This window comes from Polaribacter sp. L3A8, assembly GCF_009796785.1.
Lineage (GTDB): Bacteria > Bacteroidota > Bacteroidia > Flavobacteriales > Flavobacteriaceae > Polaribacter.
The window spans coordinates 2,685,041-2,701,708 of record NZ_CP047026.1; the positions used below are offsets into that span (position 1 = coordinate 2,685,041).

Annotated in this window: 13 protein-coding genes and 1 tRNA gene; 7 read left to right on the forward strand and 7 right to left on the reverse strand. The window is 31.7% G+C overall.

All coding sequences use genetic code 11. The annotated features are described in order from the left end of the window. Nucleotides 1–142 precede the first annotated feature (142 nt). The 3 genes from GQR92_RS10835 to folB form a co-directional block, all read right to left on the reverse strand. Nucleotides 143–5,689, reverse strand: coding sequence for an alpha-2-macroglobulin family protein (locus GQR92_RS10835; protein ID WP_158839434.1), 5,547 nt, complete (start codon nt 5,687–5,689; stop codon nt 143–145). Between the two features lie 135 nt (nt 5,690–5,824). Next, nucleotides 5,825–5,898: transfer RNA gene (locus GQR92_RS10840), tRNA-Cys, on the reverse strand. A 96-nt stretch (nt 5,899–5,994) separates the two neighbouring features. After that, on the reverse strand, nt 5,995–6,351 hold the full coding sequence (folB, locus tag GQR92_RS10845; protein ID WP_068449179.1) for a dihydroneopterin aldolase: 357 nt from the start codon (nt 6,349–6,351) through the stop codon (nt 5,995–5,997). 219 nt (nt 6,352–6,570) lie between these two features. On the opposite strand from folB, the gene GQR92_RS10850 reads away from it, so the two are divergent. The 4 genes from GQR92_RS10850 to GQR92_RS10865 all read left to right on the forward strand — a co-directional run bounded on the left by GQR92_RS10850 (nt 6,571) and on the right by GQR92_RS10865 (nt 9,432). Continuing rightward, nucleotides 6,571–8,256 (forward strand): glutamine--tRNA ligase/YqeY domain fusion protein, encoded by a 1,686-nt coding sequence (locus tag GQR92_RS10850; protein ID WP_158839436.1) that lies wholly within the window; start codon nt 6,571–6,573, stop codon nt 8,254–8,256. A 171-nt stretch (nt 8,257–8,427) separates the two neighbouring features. After that, entirely contained in the window at nt 8,428–8,727 is a 300-nt protein-coding gene (locus tag GQR92_RS10855; RefSeq protein ID WP_158839438.1) for a DUF6370 family protein, read from the forward strand. A 190-nt stretch (nt 8,728–8,917) separates the two neighbouring features. Beyond that, a complete protein-coding gene (locus tag GQR92_RS10860) occupies nt 8,918–9,166 on the forward strand; it encodes a hypothetical protein (RefSeq protein WP_158839440.1) in 249 nt (82 codons plus the stop codon). Beyond that, nucleotides 9,166–9,432: a type II toxin-antitoxin system RelE family toxin gene (locus tag GQR92_RS10865; RefSeq protein WP_158839442.1), complete on the forward strand. Its 267-nt coding sequence runs from the start codon at nt 9,166–9,168 to the stop codon at nt 9,430–9,432. Before GQR92_RS10860 ends, GQR92_RS10865 begins: the two co-directional genes overlap by 1 nt. A gap of 112 nt (nt 9,433–9,544) precedes the next feature. Here the strand turns inward: GQR92_RS10865 and GQR92_RS10870 are convergent, their stop codons facing one another. Both GQR92_RS10870 and GQR92_RS10875 read right to left on the reverse strand, forming a co-directional pair. Continuing rightward, a complete protein-coding gene (locus tag GQR92_RS10870) occupies nt 9,545–10,585 on the reverse strand; it encodes an aldo/keto reductase (protein ID WP_158839444.1) in 1,041 nt (346 codons plus the stop codon). Between the two features lie 255 nt (nt 10,586–10,840). Then, nucleotides 10,841–12,028, reverse strand: a complete 1,188-nt coding sequence (locus GQR92_RS10875; protein WP_158839446.1) for a phosphoglycerate kinase — start codon at nt 12,026–12,028, stop codon at nt 10,841–10,843. A gap of 178 nt (nt 12,029–12,206) precedes the next feature. Here GQR92_RS10875 and GQR92_RS10880 point away from each other — a divergent pair, with 178 nt between their 5' ends. The 3 genes from GQR92_RS10880 (at nt 12,207) to GQR92_RS10890 (ending at nt 15,242) form a co-directional block, all read left to right on the forward strand. Continuing rightward, entirely contained in the window at nt 12,207–13,349 is a 1,143-nt protein-coding gene (locus GQR92_RS10880) for a DNA polymerase III subunit (RefSeq protein ID WP_158839448.1), read from the forward strand. 310 nt (nt 13,350–13,659) lie between these two features. Beyond that, on the forward strand, nt 13,660–14,007 hold the full coding sequence (locus tag GQR92_RS10885) for a YciI family protein (protein WP_158839450.1): 348 nt from the start codon (nt 13,660–13,662) through the stop codon (nt 14,005–14,007). Next, the gene (locus tag GQR92_RS10890) at nt 14,007–15,242 is read left to right on the forward strand and encodes an RNA polymerase sigma factor (protein WP_158839452.1); all 1,236 of its coding nucleotides are present in this window, start codon (nt 14,007–14,009) and stop codon (nt 15,240–15,242) included. Before GQR92_RS10885 ends, GQR92_RS10890 begins: the two co-directional genes overlap by 1 nt. On the opposite strand, the gene GQR92_RS10895 is transcribed toward GQR92_RS10890, so the two are convergent. Further along, the gene (locus GQR92_RS10895) at nt 15,237–15,794 is read right to left on the reverse strand and encodes an MOSC domain-containing protein (RefSeq protein WP_158839454.1); all 558 of its coding nucleotides are present in this window, start codon (nt 15,792–15,794) and stop codon (nt 15,237–15,239) included. The genes GQR92_RS10890 and GQR92_RS10895 overlap by 6 nt on opposite strands. 4 nt (nt 15,795–15,798) lie before the next feature. Beyond that, nucleotides 15,799–16,566, reverse strand: coding sequence for an enoyl-CoA hydratase/isomerase family protein (locus GQR92_RS10900; RefSeq protein WP_158839456.1), 768 nt, complete (start codon nt 16,564–16,566; stop codon nt 15,799–15,801). Between the last annotated feature and the right edge of the window lie 102 nt (nt 16,567–16,668).

The window sequence follows — 16,668 nt, forward strand, 5'->3', positions numbered from 1 at the left end:
TCACAAACCAAATATTCATAATGAGATTCCTCTTCCTACGTCATTCGGAATGACAATCTTACTTTTATCTATCATTGTGAGTTTACAAAGGAATCTGTTGTTTTAATCGAAAGATTGCTTCGTTCCTCGCAATGACATTTCTTTACTTAATAACCTTTATCCAACTTCCTTTAGTTATCACCATATAATCATTATCATACATAGCTTCTACCTGAATTCCGGGTAAATAATAAGTTCCTAAATAGGCTGCATTTAATAAAACTGAAAACGTTTTTGTTTCTGATTTTTTAGATTGATGCTCTAAATCGAAATAAAAATTAACGCGATCATCTCTAATATCTGTATAACGTGCTTCACTTTTTATAGTTGTTCCAAAATCTGTAAAACGTGTGTTTACAATTTCCCATCCAGACGGGAAAATTTGCGTCAACGCAATATCATTTACCGTTTCGTTTTTAGGATTACTTACCGTAATTTTTGCTACAAAATCCTGACCTTGTTTCAGGTTTTTAATATCAATAGCCTTTCCTTGTAAATCTTTATACTGAACAGAAACACTTAAACCTCTACCTTCGGTAATTTCATCATCCAAAGGCAATTGACCAGAATTGATAATTCTTGCAAAAACAATATTATCATCATTTTTTATGTTGATAGCATTTGCACCATTTTTTACATTTAAAGTTCGTTGCACCATAGAACTTTGCGTTTTAATTGCAACTGTTTTTCCATTATTGGTATACTTCAAATTCATGGCTTTCCCTCCGTTTTTAACAACCATTTTACCAATTGCCAACAAACTATACGCGGTAGATTGTGTGCTCATCCATCTTTTACTAGACAACTCTTTGGCTATAGATTTCGCTACACTTTTAACGTCTTTATGATCTGTAATTAGCATGGTTTCTAAAGCCATTGCTCGGTTTCTATCTACAGAGCCATAAGAGTAATAATTGTATTTAGAAGAGGTGAAATTAATATTTGCAGTACTCATAATTTCTTTACTCGCTTCCTTTTGGCCTGACAATGCATACGCTGCAGCCAATCGCCATTTTGCTTCGTTAGAAATTTGTTTAAACTCGCGCATTCTATTCATTGCAGATAAATCTGGACTACCCGCTAAAGCCAATGTATACAATCTGTAAGCTTGCGCTAAATCTGTGTAATTATTACTGTAATTTGGTCGCCAGTTTCTTGCAGCATTTTTCTGATATTTGATAAAATTACTTTTAAAAGTTAACGGTAAAACAAATCCTTTTTTAGCAGCTTCTAACATAAAATGACCTGCGTATGTTGTACCCCAATCATTTACATAATTTTCTCCAAGCCAATAACTCAAACCTCCATTTGCTTGCTGAAAGTTTCCTAATCGTTTAATGCCGTTTTCTATATTTTCCTGAATTTCGCGTTTTTTATCCGACGTTAAGTCGAAAATATCATTCAGAAATAATTGAGGAAAAACGCTCGACGTAGTTTGCTCTACACAACCATGTGGATACTGAATTAAATACGCCAATCTACCAGAGAAATTAATAGGCGGAATTGTAGACAATTCTAACGTAGCGGTATTAGAACCTGCAACACCAAATGTATTAAAACTAATGATTTGTGCTTGCTTCTCTTCAATCGTTGCATCTACCAATTTAGAGGTAATTGGGTTTGGATTTACAACATCTAACTCTACTTTATAAGTAGCTTTTTCTCCGTTTCCTGATGCAATAATTTCTACCGTATTTATGCCGTTTGCTTTTAAAACATCCATTTCAAAATACACCATTTTTTCATCTGGTTTCTCAAAATTGATGTTCTGCGTTTTATTGCCAATAACCGCAATTCCGTTAGACGTTTTTACCTGAACCGTTACATTTTTTACTTTTTTATCCATTGCAAAAATGGTAATTGGCAACGTTACTTTTTCTTTTGGCGATAATTTTCTTGGCAACGTAGCCAATACCATTAAAGGCTTTTTAACAGGCACCGCTTTTTCTGCATTTCCAAAAGCTTCCTTATTTACATCACCTGCAACCACCATTGTTCTTACAGAGCCAATATAATTTGGTAAGGTAATTTTATGCGAAGCTGTTTTTCCTTTTTCTAAATAAAACGGACCTAAAAACTTTACAACCGGTTTAAATCTGTTTGCTTTTCTACTTTTTCCTTTTGCAGCACTTCCATCTCCACCAATGGCAAAAACTTGATCTACGCTGCCCGAATACGCACCAATTACATCATCAAAAATATCCCAAGTTTTTACACCTAAAGCTTCTCTTGCATAAAAAACATCAAATGCATTTGGAGTTTTAAATCGTGTTAAATCTAACAAACCTTCTTCTACAACCGCCAAAGTATAGGTCATGGTTTTGTTGTTTGTTTCTGAAACTTTTACCACAAACTCTTTTTCTGGCTGTAACTCATCTGGCATAGAAATTTGAGGTTCTAACTTGGTGTTTTTATCTTCTACCAAAAGTGGAATTACACCAAACAACCTTAATGGTAAATCGTTTTCTGAAACATGATGTGGTTGCAATAATGAAATGTTTACAAACACATTGGGTGCCATGTTTTTGTTGATAGGAATTTCTACAGAAGTTGTTCCTTTTTGAGTTGCTACCCATTTAGTTTCTAAAACTTTTGTACCGTTTTCTATACTGATTAACGCACGTCCTTTACTTCCTGAAGGAAATGTAATTTTTGCAGTTTCGCCAACAGCATACTTTTCTTTATCTGCAGAAAAAACCAACATTTTAGCGGCTTCTTTATCGCCAGAACCAGCATTTTGCCACCAATTTTTATAGAAATAAGCCGTTCTACCGGTTGCATGACCACTTTTTTTATCAATAACTCGTATTAAAAAACGACCTCTATCTCTTTCTGGAATGTTTAATTTAAAACTTCCTTTTCCTTTAGAATCGGTACTAATTTTTATCGTTTTATAAGGTTTTTGATACGTACTAGAAGTATATCTAGATAAATTATCCTCGGAAGAACTCCACCACCAACGCCATTTAATTTGATGCACTTCTACTTCAATTTCACCTCTTTTAGTTGGCACTCCTTTTTCATCTACCGAAACCACAGAAAACGTCTGATTTTCGTCTGTAAAGAAAGAACCATATCTATTTCCTTCTGGTGATTTTAACCCTACAAAAGACTCAAAAGGCGCATACTTTTTAGTAAAAGCATCTATAGAAAAATCTCCTCCGTTTTCAAAAGCTCTTATCAAAAACTGAACGTTTAACATGCCCGGAGCATTTTTACCAATACTTAATTTACTATTGATTTTTGCCATTCCGTTCGCATCTAATTTTCCTTCGAAAACATTTATCTCTTCGGATGAAAAATCTCTTGATGGATCTGTAAAAACATAATCTTCATACGCTTTAAAGCTATAATTAGCCGCAGAAACTTTGGCTTTAATTTCTGCTTTTAGATTTTTTGCAGGTGTACCATGCAACCATTTTACATCTAAGGTTCCGTTTATAGGTTTGTTGTTAGATAAAACCTCATCATTAAAATCTACTTTAATTTTTAAACGATTTGGTTTTACCGTTTCAATTTTTAAACTCTTAGAAAATTTTGCGCCACCTACAGAAATTTCTGCATTGTAGTTTCCTGTTTTTGCTTCTTGTACTGTTGAAAATGTAAACTTGTAAAAATTATTAAGATTCTCTGAAGTCACTTTTTTATACACCAACTTACCACTTGGGTCTGTAACTTCTAATTTTACAGGATGATTTTTTGGCAACTTATTATCGGCATCATTTAGCATAAAAGTTAAGTGCACATCATCTCCAGGACGCCAAACTCCACGTTCTCCGTACAAATATCCTTTTAAACCTTTTTGAGTTTTACTTCCTGCAACATCAAACTTACTTAAAGACAAAGAATTTCCGTCTAACAATCTAATATAGCCTTTATTATTCCCTTTAGACACCACTGCAAAAGAAGCATTTTTAGCGGTTTCTACATTTGCAAATCCTTCTGAATCTGTTTTGGTAGAAAGAATTTCTTGTTGCTGAAAATTATATAATTTTATGGTAGCACCAGCTTCTGGTTTTGTCGTTAAAATATTAGTGATCGCAAAGAAATAAGAATTGTTTGTCCCTTTTTTTGCAATGATTCCCAAATTAGAAGCTAGTAAATTCTGAGTTACTTCTTTATAGCGATAATAAGAATCTGAACAAGGATTGTCTCTTTCTCGCCAATCATAATCACGGTCTCTGTAATCGTATAATTTGTTATCCCAATACAATTCTTCTCTTGCGTTCTCGTCTTCAATCTTACTTAAATCGTCAAATCTCTCATCTTCAAACCCTTCTAAATTTGTGTTGGAATCTTTATTTTCTGAACATTTGTAAAATACCTGATTTTTATGATAACTCAGTTCTACTCTATAAATTGCTCCAGGTTCTGCCTCAAACATTTTAGCCAAGTCTACACTGTATGCTTTCCATTTTTGTGCATTGTTTTTTTTACTATCAACTAAAGTAATGGTTTGTTTAGCAACACCTCTACCAACTCGTTTAACCTGATATTCATTGTTACTATTGATGCTATTTTCTTGCAAAAACTGCAATACATTATCTTCATAAATTTTAATAACTCTAACATCTACTTCTTTTACGTTGATGGCCTCGAAATTGAATTTTAAATCTTTAGAGTTTGGTAAAATTGTTCCGCTACTTATGGATCTAATTTGTGGTTTCTTTTGCTCGAAAGTAATGGTTTCTTTAAATAATTTTTTGAGTTTAAAATCATTAGAATTTCTAATTCCCTCAAAAACAGAAACTAAAATATCTCCTTCAAATTTATTTTCGGAAAATACTTTTAACTCATTTCCGTTAACGATAAAACGAGGTTTCTTTTCATTCTGAACAGTAACCAAACCATCAAAATTTTGTTGCTTTTTTAACCGATCAGAAAAGTTGATAGAAATGTATTGTTCTGTACTATTGTTTACTTTTAAACGAACTACTTTAAAATTATTTTTACCAGGAATTATAATTTCATTTTCTCCTTTTGAGGTTGCATTGATTGCTTTTCCGTTCCAAGAAATTGATAATTTAGAATCTTCTATAGATCGTTTGATACTATCAATTTTAAATTCGAATATTTTTCCTTTCTCATAGGATTCATTCCAAACTATATTTTTTGAATCGTTATTATGAGAAGCATTTAATAGCTTTTTAGCATTTTCTAAAGAGATTACATCTGCAGATTTTACAACACCTTCTACATATTGATATTCTTTAGAATACGATTGTAAATTATTGGTCTGGACATTAAAATTTGGTGTAATTGTTTTAAACTGAAATGTATAATCACTAAAACCCTGAGGTGTATTTTTATAAATCTCTTTTAATTTTACCGTTACACTATATTCTGTATTTGCATCTAAAACTTCATCAGGAATAAAAATAAAAGCATGTTTATTAACCGTTTTAATTGTTCCGTTTACAAATGGTTTTATAGCAATAATTTCTGATGAAATTTCTTTATTTACTTCCCAACCTGTTACTTCTTTTGCTAAGTTTACTTCAATATTATTAGCTATAGAAACCACTCCAGAAGTGGTATAACTTATATATTCTTTAAATTTGTAAATGTTATCTGTTTTAATTTCTTCTTTCTTACAAGAAAAAATTAATAGCAAAATTGAGGTTGTTAAAAGTAGATTTTTCAGTTTCATAATAATTGTATTTGTATACACTTATCAAAAATAAGTGTTCCTTTTTAACTTAAGGGTAACCGTTTAGTATTCGTTACTGTTTATTTAGTATTCGCGTAAAACAAAAAAAACCCCAATCTTAAAGATTGGGGTTTTTGGAGGTGTCTAGCGGATTCGAACCGCTGTACATGGTTTTGCAAACCATTGCCTAGCCACTCGGCCAAGACACCTTTTTATCTTAAAACTAATTTACAATAAATTGAAAATATGTTTTTAAGGATTGCAAATTTAAGCAAATTTACAAGGATTGCAAGTGTTTTTTTACTTTATCGCTTTTTTGTAAGAATAATTACCACTTCTTCTACATTTCCGCCAATAGGTGGATTGATTTTTGCTACAGAAACTTTGGCTTTTTTTACCATTAAAATTTCTTTAAAAATTCTATCTAATATTCTCTGTGCCACCTCTTCTAACAACTTAGAACGAATTGCCATTTCTTCTTTTACAATACGATTTAAGTGTACATAATCTACCGTATCTGCCAACTCATCTGTTTTAGATGATTTTTTTAAATTAGCTTTAATTTCTACATCTACACTGTATTCAGATCCTATTTTTGCTTCTTCGTCTAAACATCCATGAAAAGCATAGAGTTTAATATTGTTTACTTGTATTATTCCCATTTTGTATTTTAAAAGTACAAATATAGCTTTATTAACGGATTTTTATTGACTTTCTACACACCGTGTTAGTGATTGAAACGGCAGCTTTTTTATAGTTTTTTTTCTAAAACTATAAAAAACTACAGTGTAAAGCACGACCCGCAGGGAAACACCCAAAAAAAAGGACTTAAAAATGAGTTATTTTATGTAATTTTGAGGCTTAATTTTGTACCGAAACAGATGTCTGAAGAGAAAAAATCGCTCAATTTTTTAGAGCATATTATTGAAGAGGATTTAGCAAACGGAATGCCTAAAGAAAATTTACGTTTTCGTTTTCCGCCAGAACCAAATGGGTATTTACATATTGGTCACACAAAAGCAATCGGAATTAGTTTCGGCTTAGGTGAGACGTATAATGCGCCTGTAAATTTGCGTTTTGATGATACAAACCCAGCAAAAGAAGAACAAGAATATGTAGATGCCATTAAGAAAGATATTTCTTGGTTAGGATATTCTTGGGCAAATGAATGTTATTCATCAGACTATTTTCAGCAATTGTTCGATTGGGCAGTTTTGTTAATAAAGGATGGTAAAGCGTATGTAGATTCTCAATCTTCGGAAGATATGAGAGCACAAAAAGGAACGCCAACGAAGGTTGGTACAAATAGCCCTTTTAGAAATCGTTCTGTTGAAGAAAACTTGGAATTATTTCAAGGAATGAAGGATGGAAAATTTAAGGAAGGGGAACATACTTTGCGTGCAAAGATTGATATGGAGAGCCCAAATATGTTGATGCGTGATCCTTTAATGTACAGAATTATGTTTAAATCTCACCACAGAACGGGTGATGATTGGTGCATTTACCCAATGTACGATTGGACGCATGGTGAGAGTGATTATATTGAGCAAATATCACATTCTTTATGTTCTCTTGAGTTTAAACCTCACAGAGAATTGTATAATTGGTTTAGAGATAATGTATATAATTATAGTAGTTCTAAATATCCGAATCCGCCAAAACAACGTGAGTTTTCTCGTTTGAATTTGAGTTATACAATTATGAGTAAACGTAAATTGTTAACGTTGGTAGAAAATGGAGTTGTTTCTGGTTGGGACGATCCTAGAATGCCTACTATTTCTGGTTTGCGTAGACGTGGTTATACTCCAGAATCGATTAAGAGTTTTATAGAAACGGTTGGTGTTTCTAAACGTGAAAATATAATTGACGTAGCACTTTTAGAGTTTAAAATTCGTGAGGATTTAAACAAAACGGCTAAAAGAGTCATGGGTGTTTTAGACCCAGTTAAAGTAATTATTGATAATTATCCTGAAGGACAAGAAGAAATGTTAACGGCTGATTATAATGATTATGAAGAAGGTTTTGGAACAAGAGAGGTTCCTTTTTCTAGAGAAATTTACATAGAACGTGAAGATTTTAGAGAAGAGGCTAACAAAAAATTCTTCCGTTTAAAATTAGGAAAAGAGGTTCGTTTAAAAAATGCTTATTTTATTACAGCAACGAGCTGTGAGAAAGATGAAAACGGAGAAATTACCGTTATTCATTGTACATACGATCCATTAACAAAATCTGGAATGGATACGGAAGAAAGCAAGCGTAAAGTAAAAGGTACTTTGCATTGGGTTTCTGTAAAACATGCTGTAAAAGCAGAAGTAAGAGCTTATGACAGGTTGTTTTTAGATGAAGCTCCTGATGCTCATAAAGACAAGGATTTTATGGAATTTGTAAATCCTAATTCTTTAGAGGTAATTACTGCTTTTGTAGAACCTAGTTTACAAACGGCTAAAATTGGAGAACGTTTTCAGTTTCAGCGTATGGGCTATTTTAATGTTGATGATGATGCTACCACAGATAACTTAATTTTCAACAAAATTGTTGGATTGAGAGATTCTTGGGGCGGGAAATAAGTAGGCAGTGTTCAGTAGCAGTTGGCAGTTATCACTGTTGGGTAAAACATCTCGATACAATTTTGATAAAAAAATCAAAATCACTCGATGTGACAGAAACCTACAAATAGGTGTTCGTAAATTACGAAGTGTCAGTTCGAGCGCAGTCGAGAACTCATAAAAATTATAATTATGAAAAAATTAATCGTTTTAAGTTTATTAATATTAGCTTCTTGTTCTAACAAGAAAGAAATTAAGCAAGTTGCAGAAATTTCTTGCGGTATATGTCAGCTTCATTTAGATGCTGAAGAGTGTAGCTTAGCGGTTAGGTTTAATGATAAAGCTTATTTTGTTGATGGTTTTAATATTGATGATTTTGGCGATGCACATGATGAGAAAATTGGCTTCTGTAATGTTATTAGAAAAGCAGAAATTACTGGCACAGTAGAAAACGGACGATTTTTTGCAAGTGATATTAAGTTGGTTGAATAAAAGTACATTGATTTTAGAGACAAGAACTAAGACATAAGAAAAATAGATTTCTACTTACGCTGGAATAGAAACAAAAAAATCCGATGAAATAATTTCATCGGATTTTTATTGCAGTATATATTTTATATATAAAATATATACTTTATATTTGTTGTGTTAAATTTTTAAAATAAAATAAAGTTTACATTATATGAAGAAATTAATAGAAATAGATGATACTATTCTTACAAAACTGAAAGTATTATCTGCTTTTGAAGGATTAAGCGTAAAGGCCTTAATGGAAAAAGCTATTGAATTGTTTGTGAAAACAAAAGAAAAAGAACAATTAGATAGTTTAACAGATGAACAAAAAGAGGATATAGGACTTTTATTATTGATGCAACAAGCAGATAGAACTGACACAGTAAGTGAAGAAGAGTTTTTAAATGCATTAAAATAATGGAAATTATCTACTTACGCCAAGCATTAAAAGACGTAAACAAAATTAAAAATAGTAAGTTAAAGTCAAAAATAGCTGACGTTGTAGCTGATTTAAAATTAGCTGAAAATTTATCAGAAATAAAAAATGTAAAACCAATGTCTGGTCATTCAGATGCCTACAGAATTAGAATTGGCAATTATAGATTAGGAATTTATTATTTAGACGATACAATTACAATCGGTCGTTTTGTAAAACGTGAAGATATTTATAAATTATTTCCATAAATAATAGATTCCTGCTTTCGCAGGAATGACAACAAATAAAAAAATCCGATGAAATAATTTCATCGGATTTTTTTATACTGCTTACTGAAGACTGTTAACTGCCCACTAACTTTTATGGCGCAGGATTCGGAATTAACTTATGAACAGCTTCTATTTCATTCAAAATTTCTTCTGATAAATCAATATGAATACTACCAATATTTTCTTTTAACTGACTCATTTTTGTAGCACCAATAATATTACTCGTTACAAACGGTAATTGATTAATATATGCTAAAGACAATTCTGTTAAAGTCATTCCGTTTTTCAATGCAATTGCTTCATACGCTAAAACTGCCTGATCTACTAAATCTGTTTGGTATCTTGTAATATAATTAGGAAACAAGATTCCTCTTGCATCTGCAGGTTTTTGCCCTCTTAAATACTTACCCGATAAAACCCCTTGTGCTAAAGGAGAATACGCCAACAAACCAATATTTTCTCTCATAGAAACTTCCGACATTCCGTATTCATAACCACGGTGCACTAAAGAATAAGAATTCTGAATTGTAGCCATTCTTGGCAAATTCACTTCTTTAGCAGCTTGTAAATACTGCATCGTTCCCCAAGGTGTTTCATTAGACAAACCTACTTGTCTAATTTTACCTTCGTTGATTAAAGTTTGTAGCGTTTCTAGAATCTCTACATGATTTTCTGCCTCTTTATTAGAAGTCCTATAAGGATAATCTCTTAACCCAAAACAGTTAACTCCTCTTTCTGGCCAGTGCAACTGATACAAATCTATATAATCTGTTTGCAACCTTTTAAGACTACCTTCTACAGCATCTATAATTGCTTCCTTTGCAAATCCATTTTTTCTAATATGCGCTGTATAAGGTCCAGAACCCGCTATTTTACTTCCTAAAACAACGTTATCTCTATTCCCCGTTTTTTTAAACCAATTTCCTATAATAGTTTCTGTGGTTCCATAAGTTTCTGGAGTTGCAGGAACGGAATACAGTTCTGCCGTATCAAAAAAGTTTACGCCTTGTTCTAAAGCATAATCCATTTGCTCAAAACCATCTTCTTGCGTATTTTGTTTTCCCCAAGTCATGGTTCCTAAACAAATCTTAGAAACTTTAATATCTGTATTTGGTAATTTTGTGTATTTCATAATAATGTGTAAACGTGTAATTGTTTGTTTGTATAACCATACAAAAACTGACCGCGAAATTATAATATATTCTTCTATAAAACAATAAGCGTGTAATTTTACAATTACACGCTTATTAATAAATTTATATTTTAAAATGAAACTTAGACAAGCTCAGTTTAACATCTTAAATGTTAATTGGAATCTAAAATCTAATTTAAAGGTATAACAGTCTATTAAACAATTACACGATTAATCAAATAAACAGTTAAACGACTATTTTAAGATAGCATCAATTCCTGGTAACGTTTTACCTTCTAACATTTCTAACATTGCCCCACCACCAGTAGAAACATAACTTACTTTATCTGCAAAACCAAATTGTTTAACAGCAGCAACAGAATCTCCACCACCAACTAAAGAGAATGCTCCGTTTTTGGTTGCTTTATCAATAGAATGACCTAAAGCAATTGTTCCACCTGCAAAAGATTCCATTTCGAAAACACCTAAAGGTCCGTTCCATAAAATTGTTTTACACTTGTTTACAACAGCATCAAAGATTTCTCTAGATTTTGGTCCAGCATCAACTCCTTCCCAACCATCAGGAATTTCGTTAATATCTACTGTTTGTGTATTTGCATCATTAGAAAAATCATCAGCAGCAATAACATCAACAGGGATATGTACTTCTACTCCTTTTGCTTTTGCTTGCTTTAAAATATCTAAAGCTAATTCCATTTTATCATCTTCACAAATAGAGTTCCCAATCTTTCCTCCTTGTGCTTTCACAAAAGTAAAACTCATTCCACCACCAATAATTAAGTGGTCTACTTTATCTAAAATATTTTCGATAACCGTAATTTTAGAAGACACTTTTGCACCACCTAAAATTGCTAAAACTGGTCTTTCAGAATTGTTTAATACTTTATCTATACTTTCTATTTCTCTTGCTAATAAGTTTCCAAAACATTTGTTTTCAGGAAAAAACTGAGCAATAATTGTTGTTGATGCATGTGCTCTGTGTGCAGTACCAAAAGCATCATTTACATACACATCACCTAATTTAGATAATTTTTCTGCAAAAGCAACATCACCTTTTTTCTCTTCTTCGTAAAAACGTAAGTTTTCTAATAATAAGATTTCTCCAGATTCTAAATTAGCAACAGCTTCTTCTACTTTATCTCCAATACAATCTGCAACAAACTTTACATTTACACCTAAAATTTCAGTTGCTTTAGCTACAATATGGCTTAAAGAAAATTCATCTTGAAATCCTTTTGGACGTCCTAAATGAGACATTAAGATACAACTTCCTTCTTGCTCTAAAATATCTATAATTGTAGATTTTGCAGCTTGGATTCTTGTAGCATCTGTTACTTCAAACTTATCGTTTAAAGGCACATTAAAATCTACACGAATTAACGCTTTCTTATTCTTGAAATTAAAATCTTTTAGTGTTTTCATCTTTTATTAATCTATTTTCAACAAAAATACCGAATTATTTACTTTTTTAGAACTGTAAAACCTAAAATTTAATACAACGTTTTCGAAGACAAATACCACGCTTACTAAGATTTCACAAATGAAAAAGATTGCCTTCTAAAATTGATGGATTAATGACAAACAAATTTTATATTTGCCCATGCTTTTCAACCAAATTATCGGCCAAGAACACATTAAAAAACACTTAAAAGTATCTGCAGAAAACGGCAGAATTCCGCACGCGCAATTATTTGTAGGTAAAGAAGGAAGCGGCACCTTGCCAATGGCAATTGCATACGCGCAGTTTTTATTGTGTAATTTTTCTGATAATACAGACATCTGTAACTTAAAATGCGACAAGCTACAACACCCAGATTTGCATTTTGCATATCCTGTTACTTCTAATGAAAACGTAAAAAAACATCCTGTTAGTAGTTTGTTTTTAGAAGATTGGAGAACCTTTATAGCAACCCAACCATACGGTAGTTTGTTTAATTGGCTACAACATATTGGTGTAGAAAATAAACAAGGAATTATTGGTGTAGATGAAGCAGAAGAAGTTGTAAAAAAGCTACGACTTAAAAGTTACGAAGGTGGTTTTAAGGTGATGATTATTTGGATGGCAGAAAAAATGAATATTGCTGCCGCCAACAAATTATTAAAATTAATTGAAGAACCGCCAGAAAAAACGGTTTTTATTTTAATTACAGAAAGCGAAGAACAAATTATAAATACTATAAAATCTCGCTGTCAGGCATTACATTTCCCTGCTTTAAGCGAGCAAGATATTTCTAATACTTTAGTGGTAGACCATCAGGTTTCAGATAATGAAGCTGCAAAAATTGCGCATCAGGCAGAAGGAAATTTTAATAAAGCATTGCATTTATTACAAAATGATTCTAGTGATCTTGTTTTTGAAGAATGGTTTATTGCTTGGATTAGAACCGCTTTTAAAGCCAAAGGAAATGCCGCTGTTGTGCAACAATTAATCGAATGGTCGGAAAACATTGCCAAAACCGGACGAGAAACTCAGAAGCGTTTTTTAGAGTATTGTTTGCAATTTTTTAGACAAGCTTTACTATTAAATTACAAATCAGAAAACTTGGTTTTTATGGAAACTAAAACCGGATTTAATCTTTCTAAATTTGCTCCTTTTGTGCATTCTGGAAACATTTTAGACATAGAAAAGGAACTAAATGATGCCATGTATCATATAGAAAGAAACGGAAATCCAAAGATTATTCTGTTAGATTTATCTATGAAATTGACTCGTTTTTTACATAAAAAAGAAGCAACTGTTTAGAAGCTATTTCCAGCTTTCGTTACTCGCTTTTTTTACCATAAAAAATGGTAAAAAAGAGCTCAGACAGACCACTCAATCTGGGCTAAACTTGTTTGCCAACTATATGTATCCTTTTAAACCTGTCAGTTTTTAGCAAGTCTACAAAGAGCAAATAATTTTGTTTAAAAAACAAGAAAATTAATTTTGTTTTCCTAAATTGTTATCCATAAATTTTTATGAATCCATTTTATTTCAAAAAAAAATAAAAAAAATGTCCTCTTTTTAATTTTGACAAACGTCTTAATCATATAAAACTTAAAAACTTTAAATTATGAAACAATTTATGATGATTTTTATCGGTGAAGATTACGCCGATTTAGGACTTTCTCCGGAAGAGATGCAAAACAGAATGGGCAAATGGTTTGCTTGGAGTCAGAAAATGGAAAAAGCAGGAATTCCTCACGAAGGAGAAGCCTTAACTTCAAAAATAAGACGTATTTCAGGTGTTGAGAGAACAGCAAAAGATTTAGCATCAACAGAATTAAAAGAAATAGTTGGGGGTTATTATACTGTTTCTGCCAAAAATTTTGACGAAGTTGAAGAAATCGCTAAAGATTTTCCAGATTATGATTTAGGATCATTCGTAGAAATTAGAGAAATAATGGTATTTGATCATTAATGGAAACCAAACAAATAGACCATCTTTTTCGCCATCATAGTGGAAAGATGGTTTCTGTTTTAACAAGAATTTTTGGGCTTTCAAATCTAGAAATTATTGAAGATGCTGTTCAAGATACTTTCTTAAAAGCCAGTTTAACTTGGCGAACTCATCAACCAGAAAACCCTGAAGCTTGGCTCACAAAAGTTGCTAAAAACAATGTATTAGATGTTTTTAGAAAAGGGAAGACTGCACAAAAATATCTCTCAAAAATTAATCAAAATATTCAAGCCGTTTCTAATAACGAACTCTTTTTAGTTTCAGAAATCGAAGACGCTCAACTCCGGATGATTTTTACTGCTTGTCATCCAAAATTAGATCCACAAGATCAAATTACATTTGCTTTAAAAACTATTTCTGGTTTTAGTACAAAAGAAATTGCTCCTGCTTTATTAACAAAAGAAGAAACCATTAAAAAGCGATTATTAAGAGCTAGAAAAAATATACAGGAAACAAATTTAGCTTTTAAAGTTCCACAAGGAAAAGAACTTCCGCTAAGAATCGAAAATGTTCTAAATATTATTTATTTAATTTTTAACGAAGGTTTTCATTCAAATAAAAAAGAAATTCTCATTCAAAAAGAATTATGTGGAGAAGCAATTCGTTTGTGTAAAATGCTGCTTAAAAATAAACACACTCAAATTTCAGACAGTTATGCTTTATTTGCGTTAATGTGTTTTCATTCGGCTAGATTAGATGCAAAAGTAAACACCGAAAACGAGTTATTAGACTTAAAAACACAAGATAGAAATAAATGGTCATTTCCTTTAATTCAATTAGGAAACATGATGATGAATAAAGCTGTTGAAACTGAAACATTTTCAAGATATCATTATGAAGCAGCCATTGTTGCAGAACACATAAAAGCAGCTAATTTTGAACAAACAGATTGGGATAAAATCTTACATTGGTACAAATGTTTGTACAAAATACAGCCTACAACTTCTCATTTATTAACAATGGCCGTAGTTTGCTTACAAAGTAAAAATCATGTAAAAGCAAACTATTATTTCCAGCAAATAAACCCTGATGATTTAGCACAACGTGCTTATTTATTTTACGGGGCAAAATCAGATTATTATTCAAAAATTAATAAGAAAAAGCAAGCTCTTAAATGTATGAATATTGCTTTAGAAAAAGTGACTAATGATTTGGAAAAAGCATTTTTAGAGAAGAAGAAAAAAACTTTATTATAATCCTTTTACCTTTCTTTGAGCAACAAACAAATCTGCTATTGTTGGGTTATCCGGACAACTTTTTATTTGAATAAATTCATCACCAGCCTTTACAAAACCTGTTTGTAAAACTTTAAAATAAACACCACAAAAAGTAGTTTTCCAAAACTTCTTTACAATGCTCATATTGTTAAAACGAACTCCTAACTTATAACAAGGATCTCTTTGTACAGTTGCTTCTAAAATAGTTTCACCTACTTTAAAAGTATCACCTTGATGAATTTTAGTTTCATCAATATCATCAATGGTTAAGTTTTCTCCAAAAATTCCCATTTCAAAATCTACCTTTGGATACACCGTTTTCCAATATGTATAATGCTTTAAAGAATACGCATAAACTGCTTGTAAAACACCTCCATGATTCTCTCTATCGCAAATAGTATCTCCTTTTACATCTTCTACATTTAAAAAGATAGGTTGCGCAACGCTGTACTTAAAAATACCCGTAGTGACTAAAGTTCCCTTGTAATCTATTTCTTGTCGTTCTCCAATATTTGTTGAAATGATTTTCACACTCTTATTTTTTAAATTTTGACAATGCTTTTTTGGTGAATTCTGATAAAACTAACTCTCCAGAAACAGCAGCTCTTTCGGCTAATAAATCCGTCCAATTTTCTGTTCCTTGCCACAATGCTTTCTTCATTTCTAATAAAACTACAGAATTGTAAGAAGCCAATTTTTCTGATAACAATTCAACCTCTTCATCCAATTCTTTTTGCGATTCAAAAACCTTTGCATACAAACCTTTTTCTTTTGCCCAATACGCATTTTTCCAATTGGTTGCATCTAACGTTAATTCTGCGGTACTAGAAACTCCAATTTTACGAGTTACTGCAGGTTCAATTACAAAAGGGCCAATTCCAATCGTAAATTCAGATAATTTTATTGCTGCATTTTCTGTTGCCAAAACATAATCGCAAGCAGCAACTAAACCAACGCCACCACCCACTGTTTTTCCCTGAACACGACCAATAATTAGTTTTCCACAAGTTCGCATGGCATTTAATACGTTTGCAAAACCAGAGAAAAACTGTTTTCCTTCTTCTAAATTTGATATGGCAACTAATTCATCAAAAGAAGCACCAGCACAAAATGCTTTTTCTCCTTCAGACTTTAAAACAATAACAGAAACAGTAGCATTATTTCCTACAGAAATCAATTCTTTGGCTAACCTGTCTAACAATTCACTCGGAAAAGAATTACTTGCAGGATGCCCAAATTCTATCGTTGCAATACTATTTTGAATGTTGGTATATAAACTTCCGTTTTGTCTTGTAGTGTTCATAAAATGTATTTTTAGTAAAGTTAAGGCTTTATCCTTAATGTCATTTAGAAATGAGACTTTTTAGTCGATTGAGAAATCTAAAAATAAAAGTATAATATTTAA

Bases quoted from the DNA above. Each gene is read 5' to 3' on its own strand.
- GQR92_RS10835 (WP_158839434.1), bottom strand. From the start codon at position 5,689: ATGAAACTGAAAAATCTACTTTTAACAACCTCAATTTTGCTATTAATT.
- folB (WP_068449179.1), bottom strand. From the start codon at position 6,351: ATGGGAATAATACAAGTAAACAATATTAAACTCTATGCTTTTCATGGA.
- GQR92_RS10850 (WP_158839436.1), top strand. From the start codon at position 6,571: ATGTCTGAAGAGAAAAAATCGCTCAATTTTTTAGAGCATATTATTGAA.
- GQR92_RS10855 (WP_158839438.1), top strand. From the start codon at position 8,428: ATGAAAAAATTAATCGTTTTAAGTTTATTAATATTAGCTTCTTGTTCT.
- GQR92_RS10860 (WP_158839440.1), top strand. From the start codon at position 8,918: ATGAAGAAATTAATAGAAATAGATGATACTATTCTTACAAAACTGAAA.
- GQR92_RS10865 (WP_158839442.1), top strand. From the start codon at position 9,166: ATGGAAATTATCTACTTACGCCAAGCATTAAAAGACGTAAACAAAATT.
- GQR92_RS10870 (WP_158839444.1), bottom strand. From the start codon at position 10,585: ATGAAATACACAAAATTACCAAATACAGATATTAAAGTTTCTAAGATT.
- GQR92_RS10875 (WP_158839446.1), bottom strand. From the start codon at position 12,028: ATGAAAACACTAAAAGATTTTAATTTCAAGAATAAGAAAGCGTTAATT.
- GQR92_RS10880 (WP_158839448.1), top strand. From the start codon at position 12,207: ATGCTTTTCAACCAAATTATCGGCCAAGAACACATTAAAAAACACTTA.
- GQR92_RS10885 (WP_158839450.1), top strand. From the start codon at position 13,660: ATGAAACAATTTATGATGATTTTTATCGGTGAAGATTACGCCGATTTA.
- GQR92_RS10890 (WP_158839452.1), top strand. From the start codon at position 14,007: ATGGAAACCAAACAAATAGACCATCTTTTTCGCCATCATAGTGGAAAG.
- GQR92_RS10900 (WP_158839456.1), bottom strand. From the start codon at position 16,566: ATGAACACTACAAGACAAAACGGAAGTTTATATACCAACATTCAAAAT.